The sequence below is a fragment of the Bacillus sp. FSL L8-0152 genome (assembly GCF_038006365.1).
Lineage (GTDB): Bacteria > Bacillota > Bacilli > Bacillales > Bacillaceae_G > Bacillus_A > Bacillus_A cereus.
Genome location: NZ_JBBOVB010000001.1, coordinates 1517783 through 1530875, shown reverse-complemented (window position 1 = coordinate 1530875; position 13093 = coordinate 1517783). Strand labels below are relative to the sequence as shown.

Here is a 13093-nt window from a genome sequence, read left to right as displayed (position 1 = left end):
TTAAACATATAAAGGTCAAATCATGTTTTTATCCTTTATTATTGTCCATATTTTTCATATTTCTCACAATAAAAGTTCATCATTTTGTCAAAAATACCACATAAAAAAAACCACTATTAAGCTACACCTTAATAGTGGTCGTATACGTATTATACGCGAAATAGCATAAAAAATGAATAGCTTTACTGAAACAATAGGGAAACAAAGACAATCGAGCAAATAATTCCGATTAAATCTGCAAAAAGACCTACTTTTAATGCATCTCCCATTTTTCTAATACCAACAGCTCCGAAGTATACTGTTAAAATATAAAAAGTCGTATCTGTACTCCCTTGCATCGTAGAAGCTAATCTCCCAATGAATGAGTCTGGCCCATATGTGGCAATTAAATCAGTCGTAATACTTAGACCAGCAGAACCTGAAATAGGGCGTATTAGTGCTAATGGAACAATTTCTGCTGGAACATGAATTAAATCTAGCATTGGCTTCATTACTGATATCATTGCATCTAGCGCACCTGAAGATCGGAATATAGAAATAGAAACAAGCATTCCAACCATAAACGGTAAAATGGAAATTGCAATTTGAATCCCTTCTTTTCCTCCCTCAACGAACGATTCATACGTCGGCACTTTCTTTATCGTGCCATATAAAAGGATAAAACCAATTACACAAGGGATTACCCATAAGGAAATTGTATTTACAATACTCATTTTTTCCGCCCCTTTCTACTCCTTCTTCGGTAAAAATAGCGGTCAATCCAAATCGCTCCAATCATAGAAAGTACTTGTGCAATAAATGTTACCCCAACAATTTCAGTAGGATTGGCTGATTCATACGTCATTCGAATTGAAATGACTGTCGTAGGAATTAATGTAATAGCTGATGTATTTAATGCTAGAAACGTCACCATAGAACGGCTCGCCGAATCCTTTCCTCCATTTAACTCTTTTAGTTGTTCCATCGCTTTAATACCAAGAGGGGTTGCTGCATTACCTAGACCAAAAAAGTTTGCCATCATATTTGATAGAATAAATCCCATGGACGGATGGTCCTTTGGTATTTCTGGAAACAACCTTTTTACTATCGGCATAAAAAGTGAAACTAATTTTTTTAACAATCCGGCTTCCTCTGCAATTTTCATTAAACCAAGCCAAAATACTAAAACACTAATAAGTCCTATACAAATCGTTACTGCATCTTTTGCTCCGTCAAATACAGCCTTATTCACTTCTTCCATCGTTCCATTTATCATGGCGTATACAATCCCAATGACAGCCATCGCTACCCATACGAGATTAACCATCGTTCCCAACACCTATCATGTAAGAAAAAATTTCTTTCACATTATTCCAGTAAAGTCCCGTTGTAGCTACTAACTTCCGTTTACTATAAAATAAATTCCGTTCTCCAACTTTCTCATTGCCAACATAAACATCTGTCTTTCCAACCTTTACTCCATCCTCAAGCGTTATACTTTTATCCAGTTCAACTTTTAATAACACGTTCTTTCTTTCCTCTTCAGTTAACGGCACGGAAAAACTATTTTTCGTATAAACATGGTTGGCATACTTCTTTTCATTTATTTCAGCAATTGCTCCTTGTCCTAAAACTTTCGTTTGCTTGAAACGTTCGAATCCTTTGTCAAATAGATTCATATGATCATCCCAATCACTAGAAGCACTCAAAGTTACGACAATTAAATCTAGTCCATCTTTTGATGCCGTTGTAACAAGCGTTCTTCCTGCTTTCTTCGTAAAGCCTGTTTTTCCTCCTGTTGCAAATTCATAATAAGACGTTACCAACTTATGTTTATTTTTCCACGGGTAATCCCAAGAATCGGATTTATACGTTTTTGTTCCAAAGATTTTTTTAAATGACTCGTTTCCCATTGCATACTTCGTTAATAACGCCATATCGTAAGCCGACGAATAATGTGATCCATCTCCATCTAAACCATGAGGGTTTGAGAAGTGAGTATCTTTCATTCCAATTTCTTTCGCCTTTTCATTCATTAAATATACGAATCCATCTATACTCCCACCCACACTTTCAGCAATTACTTGCGCTGCGTCATTACCAGATCTAAGCATGAGTCCGTATACTAAATCTTCTAACTTCACTTTTTGTCCAGGCTTTAAATAGATTGCTGATCCTTCCACCCTCACCGCTTCATTGCTAACTGACACCATTTCTTTCATCTTCCCTGATTCAGCAGCTAACAAGGCAGTCATAATTTTTGTTATACTAGCAATTTTTTGAGGTTCATGTTCTGCTTTTCCGTATAATACACGACCAGACTGTTGCTCCATTAATACAGCATTTCGAGCACTGACATTGCTGTTCATCTTTGCATATGTAGGAATTGGCATAACGCTTGCGTACATAATAAGAAGCGTAATGATTACACAAATTCGTCTCATATTTCCCCCCACGTCCTTTTGGCACTTTTTGTACAAGTGTATGCTTGGCCTTTTAAAATATGAACGAAATCTTCCTTCTGCTTCCATTAAAAAAGACGCAGAGAATTTGCGTCTAATATGGTGTCCATTCAATTTGTTTCGCAGTTTCAAACCTTTTTTCTACATCAGGCCAATTTACAACATTCCACCAGTTTTTAATATATTCATCTTTTCGATTTTGGTATTGTAAATAATACGCATGTTCCCAGACATCTAGTACAAGGAGTGGTATCGTATCCCATTGTGTAAATAATTGATGAAGTGTACTTTGCAAAATTTCTAACCTTCCAGACCGGGGCACCCAAACGAGAATTGCCCAGCCTGAACCTTCTACTTTAGAGGCCGCTTCTGTAAAATGTTTTTGGAAACGTAAAAAGCTCCCAAAATCTTGTTCGATTTGTTGTGAAAAAGCACCTCTTGGACTTCCACCACCGTCTTTTTTCATGTTATTCCAAAATATCGTGTGTAAGTAATGACCTGACCCATGAAAAGCCGCTTCTCTTTCCCAATGCTTAATTAAATCAAATTGATTTGTTTTTCTCGCTTCTTCCATCATCTTCTCTGCTTTATTTAACCCTTCCACGTAACTCCGATGATGTTTATCATGGTGTAACATCATAATTTCTTTAGAAATATACGGTTCTAACGCATTATACGGATAAGGTAATGGCGGTAGTGTATGTCCTCCAATTGGAACAGCTCGTTCGCTATCCCCTCTTTCATATAATTCATATTCCTCTTCTTCTTGCATAAATACTTCCTGCAAGTGATGCTGAATATGTTCTACATCATCACTTATTTCATACATAAACTCTGCATCTGTTTCATACTCATGCTCTTTCATACGCTCTAACAACGTCTGAATTTTATAAGCAAGCATATGGACATCATACACTTCCATTGCGCGGCTATCTAATACGTGAAGAACACTTTCACACCAATTTTCTACTTCATGAAAGTAATCTGTAAATACACCTTGCTGATTCATGTTGCACCTCCCTAATGCTATCCACTTAACTATATTCAATGAAAATCCCTTATATAACTGTACAAAAGGAAAAGAAGCTAAGTCACCTTAGCTTCTTTTCCGCAATCAATATTTGTGTAACATCTTTGTCTGATAATCCGTCTCATAATATTCTAGTTCTTCACGCATCAATTGAAATTTACCTTCTAAACTCTTCATCACTTGCCCCAAAGATGCAGGTGGTGTTTGTTGAAAAACGATAGAATTTTTTCCTGTATATGCAGACCGACTATTTTCATACCAATAATCACTCTTCGGTGAAAAAAACTCTGCAATTACTTGATGGTAAATCTTATATAAAATTTTTTCAGCTGCTGTTTTTCGAAATGGCTGACTATTCAACAAAACAAAACATGCATCATGTCCTTCTTCGCAAAAAACGAGAAGTCGTCTCATTGATGCTAATAACCCTTTATAATATTGCTCGTTCCCTGCCGGTGTCTCCTCTAATAAAGAAGGCAACGTATGATAATTCACATAATTGGTTATTAAATGAATAGCATCTTCTAAAAATATAGAAACTTGTTCTGTTTGATTTTCAACCATCAAATTAGACATTTTTTCTCTCTCCTTTGCCATTTCACGCTATTTCTACTCTTTTATTTTTATGTAATTCAGCCAATATTTCTTGTACTTTCAACACCGTTCCCTCATCAAAATATTGTTGAAATTCTTCCATATTATTTAAATACAAACGTTTTTGCGCACGAAGCTCCCTATCTTTCACTAAACAACATATCGCTACAATATCGCGCAAATATATGTTTTGTTCTTCTACTTTATACACTGGATTTCCTTCAAAAGGAGTAATTTCTTGTAAAACTTCTTCAAAATATCGAACGTATAAAACCGAAAAAGTTTTCTCTTTATCATTTAATATATATGTCACTTCAGATCTGTTAAAAAAATCCTCTGATGTATTAGGTTTCGCTTTTTCTAACTCATATCCTACATAACCTTTTATAATCATATACTCCCCCCTCCTCCTTCTTTTATCTTATTCTAACTTAATTTTCTGATAAACAAAATATTCTTTTAAATATACCTATATAAAAAATAGCTCCCCTATACAGGAATTTACCTTTTTATTTTTCTTGAAGTTTGTCATAATAATATTATTGTCTCAGTTTTCTTACACAAGGAGAGTTGTATTTATGTCGTTTTCATGGAAACGTTTCTTACAAATCGGGAAAATTATCTTCCCATTTGTTGTATTAACAATTGTATTCTTTCAAGCAAAAAAAGAATTAGCGGGCATTTCTTTTTTAGAAGCGATTGATACAATTAAAAACATTCCAACTGGAGGAGTCTTTTTAGCAATTACACTTGGTGCATTCGCTGTATCAACAATGTTCTTTTATGACTATGTTATGCTTCGTTACTTAAAAGCTGATATTCCTGTCCAAAAGATTTTCCGTATCTCGTGGATTGCTAATACTTTAAATGGATTTATCGGGTTTGGTGGTCTCGTTGGAGCCGGCGTACGCACAATGCTTTATCGTCCATACATAAAAGAAAATGGAAAACTTATTAAAAGTATCGCTTGGATGACAACTGCCTTTATTAATGGATTAGCCATTCTTTCATTTCTTGGTCTTATCGGAATATTAGACACGAGATTTATTTTGCATGAAAAACCATGGCTATGGCCTGTTCTTATCTTCTTTGCTCTTTTCGTTCCTATATATATCGGGTTTTCTAAATTAAAAAATAGAAAAGCGACGCAAACAGAGGGACAAGAAGAAGAGGAGAAAAACCCAACCGTTTTATACTCATTAGTTTCATTAGTCGAATGGGTATCTGCTGGTATTGTTATGTACGTCATATTATTATTATTTGGCATTGAAATCGAATTCCAAAAGTTTTTAGGCGTATATGTCATTGCTGCTTTAGCTGGTGTCGTTAGTCTTGTTCCTGGTGGCCTTGGATCATTTGATCTTGTCTTCTTAACTGGGCTTGGGCAATACGGCATCGATACAGGTGTTTTACTCCCTGCTATGTTATTATATCGTCTCGTCTATTACATCTTACCATTCTGCCTTGGTCTCATTTTTGCAGCTTTTGAAATGACAGGAGTAGCCATTAAAAAGTTTGAAGATAAACCTTTTATTGCGCCTGCATTAGAGACAACTGGTGTTATATGGACTTTGCAGCGTGACTTTCTAGGAAAGTTAGGTTCTTGGGCATCTGCTGCTTTAACAGTATTTGCTGGCTTAATGGTTATTTTATCAACCATTCTACCGACAAGTATAAATCGGGCACACGCCTTACATATTCTAGCTCCAAAACACCTTATTCAATTTTCTTTTAGCTTATCGCTAACATTCGGTATTCTCCTACTCATTCTTTCACGGGGGATATATTACGGAACAAAACGTTCTTATTATATGACGATTGTTTCTTTAATTGGAGCGGCTATTTTTAATACACTAAAAGGAATTGATGTTGAAGAAACGTTTATTTTATTAATCGTACTCGCTGTATTGTATATGCTTCGTAAAAGGTTTGTACGTGAGAAAATGGAAGTCTCACTTTCCGATATCGTAAAAGTTTTTATATTCCTACTTGTAACGTTATATTTATATAAAAACTTAGGTATTTTATTTGCAGGTGCAAAGGAAGCTTTCAAACCTGATTTTGTCGTTCGTAATATTACACAAGTGAAACGAAGTGCATTAGCAGCTGCCTTTTTTGTTCCTACTTTTTTACTAATTGGTTCACTCATTGCAAATCGTTATCGAAATGAATTTCCCGGGCAACCAGCTAATGATAAAAGATTACAAAACTTCTTAGATGAACATGGTGGAAACGTACTTAGTCATTTAGGTTTTCTAGGAGATAAGCAGTTCTTTTTCAGTAGTGATGGAAAAGCACTCATTCTCTTCTCAATAACTGGAAAACGACTTATTGTACTAGGTGATCCAATTGGGGACCCTTCCTCCTATCGTACTGTACTGCAAGAGTTTTTAGCTGAGGCTGATCGATTTGGATACATTTGTGTATTCTACCAAATTGAAAGTAAATGGATGAGTTTATATCACGATTTTGGTTATAACTTCTTTAAGCTCGGTGAAGAAGCTGTTGTTGATTTAAATACATTTACAATAACAGGAAAGAAACGCGCTGGCATGCGAGCTACTTTCAACCGTTTTGAAAGAGAAGGCTATACATTCTCTATTCACGAGCCACCTTTCTCAGACGAATTATATGAAGAGTTAAGAAAAGTTTCAGATGCATGGCTTGGTGGAAAAAAAGAGAAAGGTTTTTCACTCGGATACTTCGATCGTGAATATATTAGTCGTGCTCCTATTGCAACATTATCTGATGCAGATGGAAAAATTATTGCATTCACAACATTCATGCCCGTATATCAAAACGGATCATTATCTGTCGATTTAATGCGATATTATCCAGATGCGCCTAGCGGCATTATGGACGCAATTTTCATCCACTTATTCCAGTGGGCAAAAGAAAATGAATACCACTCCTTTAATATTGGTATGGCACCACTTTCAAATGTTGGTTTATCCACACAGTCTTTCTGGTCTGAACGAGTGGCTGCTGCAATCTTTAATAACGTTCGTTATACGTATAGTTTCAGCGGATTACGCCATTTTAAAGAAAAATATAAACCAGCATGGAGCGGTAAATATTTAGCATTTAGGAAGAATCATTCTTTACCAATTACAATGCTCTCTGTAACAAAATTAATAGGAAAAAGAAAAAACAGCTAAATTCTTAGCTGTTTTTTCTTTTTTGAACTTGTACAATAAATTCTTTTTCATACTTCTTACCATTTATATAGAAATTCCCCCACATTTTATACGTGCCCTCGGCAGGAAATGTAATCCGGTATTGTAATTGCTCATCCGTATCTACAGGCATAGCGTATAAAAAGTTCTCCTTCGTTTCATCCACGATATAGAGTGACTCTACTTCTCCTCTCTCTGAATGTAATTTCAATTTTTCACCCTTTTTCGCTTGAAACTGAAATGTTAACGTAACTGGTTCATTCGGATATAATGCACCAAATAAAAGAGAAACTTCATACTCTCCTATTTTTTTTGTAAGTACACTGTCGATTGGAAATTTCACTTTTTTCTTATTGTTCTCCTCTTTCGTTCTACCAAAATCTTTCCTAGCGAATGACTCTACGGACTTATTTTTATCTTCGTATAAAAATATTGTATATTCTTCGTCTTTCGCTATTTTGGAAGATAACTTATATGACCCGTTCCCTGCAAATGTAGGTTTAATTTGTTGTATGTGTTTTAACTGTCCATCTACAATCACTGCCCGAATTTGATCATTTACACCACGAATTTCATTATTCTTTTTGTTTAACAACTGAAATACAATATCTACTTTCTCATTTCCCTTTCCATTTGACACATCCCACTTTACTTCCTGAACATCTCCTACAGTCTCTTCGTTTTCTTGATATTTTTTTATGTAAAATCCTCCTGCCACAATAAGTACTAACGCAATAAGTCCAATGACAAGATTTTTCAAAACATCACCTACCATTTTTATTGTCTCTGTTCATACAAAACTTCTTAAGGTATATATTCTAGATTATGATTTATGAAATCCTCCTATTTTGCACATATTACAAATAATAAAAAGATTTTAATTGAAAGGATTCGTAGTGTATAATGCAAATGATATTGATTTCTATCAATACATTATAAGGAGGACTTTTCATGAGTGTACATATCGAAGCAAAACAAGGCGAAATCGCTGAATCTATTCTATTACCTGGTGATCCATTACGTGCAAAATATATCGCTGAAACATTTCTAGAGGATGTTACTTGCTATAATAACGTACGTGGTATGTTAGGTTTCACTGGAACTTATAAAGGAAAACGTGTATCTGTTCAAGGTACAGGTATGGGTGTTCCTTCTATTTCTATTTATGTAAACGAATTAATCCAAAGCTACGGAGTTAAAAATTTAATTCGCGTTGGAACTTGCGGTGCAATTCAAAAAGATGTAAAAGTTCGTGATGTTATTATCGCAATGACGGCTTGTACTGATTCTAATATGAACCGTTTAACATTCCCAGGATTTGATTTTGCACCAGCTGCAAACTTTGATCTTTTAAAGAAAGCTTACGATGCTGGAACTGAAAAAGGATTACACGTTCGTGTCGGTAACGTTTTAACAGCAGATGTGTTTTATCGTGAAAGCATGGACATGGTTAAAAAACTTGGAGATTACGGTGTATTAGCAGTAGAAATGGAAACAACTGCTCTTTACACATTAGCAGCGAAATACGGTGTAAATGCATTATCTGTATTAACAGTTAGCGATCACATCTTCACTGGCGAAGAAACAACATCTGAAGAGCGTCAAACTACATTTAACGAAATGATTGAAATCGCTTTAGATGCAGCAATTCAACAATAATACATTAAAGAACTTGTCATACGTCTGGCGAGTTCTTTTTATGTGACTTTTTATAAATAACTATTTTATAAAGAGACAGATTTCTCCCCTCTACTTTCTTGTAACGTTTGTTATAATAAAGTGAAACTTTAATCAGTGGGGATTTTTCCCATTCTCCATTGATTATTAGTTGAACCAATCAGGATTTTACGGGCAGTTGATCTCCCGCCTAACTCCCTTGTATTTGCCGAATTTTGAAGTAGGAGTCTTATTACCTGTTAAGGCGGGATAAAGAAATCATTTACAGTATTTCTCATAAGAGGTGACGCAGTGAAAAACAGAAGTATCGTCTTTAAACTATTTTTATTAACATCAACTTTATTTACAATAATATTCCTACTTTTTTTCCTAGGACAATCTCTATTTTTAGAGAAATTTTATATTAATAAAAAAGTAAAAACAGTTCAAACTGCTTTTGAAAAATTCGTAGATAATTATGACAAAAGTGATAAAAGTTATGAGAAAGTTAGAAAACTAAAACAAGAATTTCATGATAAAACAAATGCCGATATGCAGTTTTTGGATTCTAACGGTATTATTAAAAGTGATAACAATTACTATATCGATGTATTTAATCCCAACAATAATAAACAGTATTCCATTCCACTCAATAATCTTTTAACACCAGAAGAATATAATAAATTCGAAAATTTAGGTTTAAAAAAAGATGTAATAATTAATGTTGATGGAGTCGTACAAGAGAATAATATAATTACACCACAAAAATTAGGAACGAATTATAATCAATGGCAAAACGAACATTTCTATTCGGACTTTCAGTCAATTAATGGTAATCCTTCCAAGAATAGACTTACGAGCCGATACAAATCTACAACTCGCATCGTCTTTACAGGTGTTATAACTAAGTTACAGCTCCCATCAAAAGCTGAGGTTCGTCTTGCAAATGATATTGAAACATTACAAGCCGTTCAATATTTTGCAGATATTATTAGAGATGGCACTTCTAACTCGAACCAATTAAACACGTTCATATTAGATGGTGGCGAAAATATAAAAAATAGTATCTTTGTAAAACCGATTATAGAAAACGGAAAGATTACAGAATATGCTTTTGCGATAGCATCTTTGCAGCCCGTTAATGAAGCGATGCTCGTTTTAAAAGACTATTATGTTTATGCCTTAATCATCGTGTTTCTCGTTATTATTTTGTTATCCTTCTACTACTCAAAAATCATTGTTAAGCCATTAATTAAAATAAATCGTGTTACAAAAAAAATGGCTAATTTTGATTTCAGCGAGAAATTACCTGTTACAGCTGACGATGAAATTGGCGGGCTTTCTGGCAGTATCAATACATTATCTGTAAATTTAAAAGATCGAATCGATCGATTAAATGTCGCTAATACAAAGTTACAACAAGATATTGAACGTGAACGTCAATTAGAAAAAACAAGAAAAGAATTCATTTCTGGCGTGTCACACGAATTAAAAACACCACTGAGTGTAATTAGAAGTTTTGCAGAAGGAATTAAAGATGGTGTTAGTAAGGATACTTCGTATTATACTGATGTTATTTTAGAAGAAACAGAAAATATGAACAGGCTGATTGTTGAAATGTTAGAATTAGCAAAGTTGGAATCTGGTACTTACAAACTAGATATGACGACGTTCTCAATCGGTGAATTAACGCAACAAGTCTACACAAAATTATTATTTAGCATGGAAGAAAAACATTTACAAGTGAATGTCGATGCAGACCCTTCTATACTTGTTAAAGCAAATCGTAGCCGTATTGAGCAAGTAGTTGTGAACTTACTAAGTAATGCAATCCGTTATACGCCAGATGGAGAAAAAATACAAGTCTCTATTATAGAAGCAGAAGATACCGTAAAAGTCGAAATCGAAAATACAGGAAACCCTATCCCTGAAGAAAGTCTTGAAAAAATTTGGGATCGCTTCTATCGTCTAGATGCATCACGTAGCCGTCACACTGGAGGTACCGGTCTCGGATTATCTATTGTTAAAAACATTTTAGACCTCCATCATGCCGAATACGGTGTGTATAATACGACTAACAGTGTTGTATTCTATTTCAATTTACAAAAAGTAAAAGAAGTCAAATAATTTGTCTTAATTTCACTAGGAGTTCACATGAAATTCACACTCTCCCTTTATAGTAAGAAACAAGTTAATCCTTTCCTTTACACATATAAAAGAGGAGAGTGCGTGAAATGAAACAAGCAGGACAACCTATTCAAAATGAAAAACAATTAGAAACTATCAAAAATATACTTTTACAATCTTCGAAACGTGATGGCTTATTATTCGTATTAGCTGTAAATTCTGGCTTAAAAGTAAGTGAAATCTTACAATTAAAAGTTAGTGATGTAATCGATGAAAATGAAAATGTTCGCCATTCCATTTTATTTTACAATGAAAAAGTGAAGAAACATAAATGGTTTGCTGTAAATGAAGACTTACAGCACGCAATCGAAGACTACATGAAAGAACGTAAAACTTGGAAACGTAATGAACCATTGCTAAAATCTCAAAAAGGAACAAAATCTATTACGAGACAACATGCATGGTACATTTTAAACAAAGCTGCAAAAGAAGTTGGATTAGAAGGGATTAGCTCACATACACTTCGAAAAACTTGGGGTTATTGTGCATACAAATCAGGTGTTGATATTGCATTTTTACAACACTTCTTTGATCACAGTACTCCATCAAAAACTTTAAAGTATATCGGTATTGCTTAATAACTCTTATACATAAAAAAGGTTACCATTTGAAAATTTGGTAACCTTTTTTATATTTCATATTCTCTTTTCTTGTCTCTCCTATACTGTAGTGGTACTCTAATACTAAGGGGGAGAAATTATGAACACACTTACAATTGAATTACCAAAAGAAACGGCTGAAAAACTTGATTTATTAAAACAAGCTTATGAAAAGAAAACAGGTGCTTCTATCTCTGAGAGCACTCTCGTTCAAACACTTATCTCAAAAGAATTTATCCAGGCGATAACTCCTTTTGATTTACAACAATTTGTCAACGGAAAAGAACAGCATTAATGCTGTTCTTTTTTTATCTCTATTTAAAATATACAAAGTTTTTTATATATTTTTAGAAAAACCATTGACAATGATAATGATAACCATTATCATTTATTATGAAGCCAACAATTGATGAATCAACCAAACGCTCAGTAACATTGTTACCCCTCTTTTTCATATAGAAAGGCACTGTACATTCCCCCTGTTTGTACAGTGCCTTTCTTGTTTATTATCATTCAAAAAAATTTAATTGCTCCGGCTTCGGCTCACCATATGTAATGTTCATCATTTTCATAAGCTGTTTCGCATTATCTGCTGCATCCCCACCTGAATTGTTGTTAAACAGTACGTATATATCCTTTGTTTTCTTTTTTAATTGCTCTAGTCGTTCAACCCATTCTTCCAGTTCTTTATTGTTGTAGCGATATAAACAGCGAACCGCTCTCCAATTTTCCCCTTTATCAAGCCAACCATGAACATTTCGACCGTGAAAACGTATTAATGCCATGTCTGAATTCGTAACCTCTAACACGAGTGGCACAGAACCTATCCCAGCCTGTGGTTCATCACAAATTGTATGAACCCATTTCTCCTGTTCTAGAAACTGTAACGTCTTATCTATCATTTCTGGATAAAACCATGTTTGATTTCGAAATTCTATTGCACATGGTAAACCTTCCATTTTTTCTTTCGTATATCGAAGAAAATCTACATTTTTCTTTTTGCAATCAAACCATGGTGGATATTGAAATAAAATTGTTTTTAATTTATCAGCTTCTAATAAAGGAAGAATAGACTGTTTATACACATCAAACATCTCATCGAACGTAGAAAAAGGAATTTCACCTTTCATATGTCCTGTCATTCCTTGATACGCTTTTACGACAAAAGAAAAATCTTTCGGCGTTTCCATTGCCCATTTTATATAATTTCGTGCAGGTTGCATCGCGTAAAATGAACTATCCACTTCCACAATAGGAAAATACTCGCTATATGTTCGTAATTTATTTCTATTTTCATAGGAATCTATGTATAAAGAATTATGATCTCCCCATCCTGTCACTCCAATGAACAGCACATATATCCCTCCCTTTTTAACTTCATCTTCTATTCACTTTCCAAACACTTTGCAT

At 34.2% G+C, this 13093-nt stretch carries 13 protein-coding genes; 5 read left to right on the top strand and 8 right to left on the bottom strand.

Annotated features, from left to right (window positions below; translation table 11 throughout):
• Positions 1–182: 182 nt before the first annotated feature.
• The 6 genes from spmB to MHH27_RS07790 all read right to left on the bottom strand — a co-directional run bounded on the left by spmB (position 183) and on the right by MHH27_RS07790 (position 4459).
• The gene (spmB, locus tag MHH27_RS07815; protein ID WP_000029514.1) at positions 183–713 is read right to left on the bottom strand and encodes a spore maturation protein SpmB; all 531 of its coding nucleotides are present in this window, start codon (positions 711–713) and stop codon (positions 183–185) included.
• Positions 710–1306 carry a spore maturation protein SpmA gene (gene spmA / locus MHH27_RS07810; RefSeq protein ID WP_000247810.1) on the bottom strand — a complete coding sequence of 199 codons (597 nt, stop codon included), beginning with the start codon at positions 1304–1306 and terminating at the stop codon, positions 710–712. Before spmA ends, spmB begins: the two co-directional genes overlap by 4 nt.
• Complete coding sequence (locus MHH27_RS07805) at positions 1299–2423, bottom strand: D-alanyl-D-alanine carboxypeptidase family protein (protein WP_001252626.1); 1125 nt, start codon at positions 2421–2423, stop codon at positions 1299–1301. The genes spmA and MHH27_RS07805 overlap by 8 nt, the downstream gene beginning before the upstream one ends.
• 112 nt (positions 2424–2535) lie before the next feature.
• Positions 2536–3450, bottom strand: coding sequence for a superoxide dismutase (locus tag MHH27_RS07800; protein ID WP_001075742.1), 915 nt, complete (start codon positions 3448–3450; stop codon positions 2536–2538).
• 105 nt (positions 3451–3555) lie between these two features.
• Entirely contained in the window at positions 3556–4047 is a 492-nt protein-coding gene (locus tag MHH27_RS07795) for a YpuI family protein (protein ID WP_000067551.1), read from the bottom strand.
• Positions 4048–4069: 22 nt separating this feature from the next.
• Complete coding sequence (locus tag MHH27_RS07790) at positions 4070–4459, bottom strand: hypothetical protein (RefSeq protein ID WP_053564895.1); 390 nt, start codon at positions 4457–4459, stop codon at positions 4070–4072.
• Between the two features lie 184 nt (positions 4460–4643).
• On the opposite strand from MHH27_RS07790, the gene mprF reads away from it, so the two are divergent.
• Positions 4644–7223: a bifunctional lysylphosphatidylglycerol flippase/synthetase MprF gene (gene mprF / locus MHH27_RS07785; protein ID WP_000010853.1), complete on the top strand. Its 2580-nt coding sequence runs from the start codon at positions 4644–4646 to the stop codon at positions 7221–7223.
• Between the two features lie 4 nt (positions 7224–7227).
• Here the strand turns inward: mprF and MHH27_RS07780 are convergent, their stop codons facing one another.
• A complete protein-coding gene (locus tag MHH27_RS07780) occupies positions 7228–8016 on the bottom strand; it encodes a hypothetical protein (protein ID WP_340942142.1) in 789 nt (262 codons plus the stop codon).
• 176 nt (positions 8017–8192) lie between these two features.
• Between MHH27_RS07780 and deoD the strand changes: the two genes are divergently transcribed.
• The 4 genes from deoD (at position 8193) to MHH27_RS07760 (ending at position 11978) form a co-directional block, all read left to right on the top strand.
• Entirely contained in the window at positions 8193–8900 is a 708-nt protein-coding gene (gene deoD, locus MHH27_RS07775; RefSeq protein ID WP_000110707.1) for a purine-nucleoside phosphorylase, read from the top strand.
• A gap of 309 nt (positions 8901–9209) precedes the next feature.
• Positions 9210–11024 carry a sensor histidine kinase gene (locus MHH27_RS07770; RefSeq protein WP_069355308.1) on the top strand — a complete coding sequence of 605 codons (1815 nt, stop codon included), beginning with the start codon at positions 9210–9212 and terminating at the stop codon, positions 11022–11024.
• Positions 11025–11131: 107 nt separating this feature from the next.
• A complete protein-coding gene (locus tag MHH27_RS07765; RefSeq protein WP_000806236.1) occupies positions 11132–11662 on the top strand; it encodes a tyrosine-type recombinase/integrase in 531 nt (176 codons plus the stop codon).
• Positions 11663–11783: 121 nt separating this feature from the next.
• Complete coding sequence (locus MHH27_RS07760) at positions 11784–11978, top strand: DUF3924 domain-containing protein (protein WP_001094860.1); 195 nt, start codon at positions 11784–11786, stop codon at positions 11976–11978.
• A 214-nt stretch (positions 11979–12192) separates the two neighbouring features.
• On the opposite strand, the gene MHH27_RS07755 is transcribed toward MHH27_RS07760, so the two are convergent.
• Positions 12193–13038 carry a DUF72 domain-containing protein gene (locus MHH27_RS07755; protein WP_053564898.1) on the bottom strand — a complete coding sequence of 282 codons (846 nt, stop codon included), beginning with the start codon at positions 13036–13038 and terminating at the stop codon, positions 12193–12195.
• Positions 13039–13093 lie beyond the last annotated feature (55 nt).

Bases quoted from the DNA above. Each gene is read 5' to 3' on its own strand.
- mprF (WP_000010853.1), top strand. From the start codon at position 4,644: ATGTCGTTTTCATGGAAACGTTTCTTACAAATCGGGAAAATTATCTTC.
- MHH27_RS07805 (WP_001252626.1), bottom strand. From the start codon at position 2,423: ATGAGACGAATTTGTGTAATCATTACGCTTCTTATTATGTACGCAAGC.
- MHH27_RS07780 (WP_340942142.1), bottom strand. From the start codon at position 8,016: ATGGTAGGTGATGTTTTGAAAAATCTTGTCATTGGACTTATTGCGTTA.
- MHH27_RS07790 (WP_053564895.1), bottom strand. From the start codon at position 4,459: ATGATTATAAAAGGTTATGTAGGATATGAGTTAGAAAAAGCGAAACCT.
- MHH27_RS07795 (WP_000067551.1), bottom strand. From the start codon at position 4,047: ATGTCTAATTTGATGGTTGAAAATCAAACAGAACAAGTTTCTATATTT.
- deoD (WP_000110707.1), top strand. From the start codon at position 8,193: ATGAGTGTACATATCGAAGCAAAACAAGGCGAAATCGCTGAATCTATT.
- MHH27_RS07800 (WP_001075742.1), bottom strand. From the start codon at position 3,450: ATGAATCAGCAAGGTGTATTTACAGATTACTTTCATGAAGTAGAAAAT.
- spmB (WP_000029514.1), bottom strand. From the start codon at position 713: ATGAGTATTGTAAATACAATTTCCTTATGGGTAATCCCTTGTGTAATT.
- MHH27_RS07760 (WP_001094860.1), top strand. From the start codon at position 11,784: ATGAACACACTTACAATTGAATTACCAAAAGAAACGGCTGAAAAACTT.
- MHH27_RS07765 (WP_000806236.1), top strand. From the start codon at position 11,132: ATGAAACAAGCAGGACAACCTATTCAAAATGAAAAACAATTAGAAACT.
- spmA (WP_000247810.1), bottom strand. From the start codon at position 1,306: ATGGTTAATCTCGTATGGGTAGCGATGGCTGTCATTGGGATTGTATAC.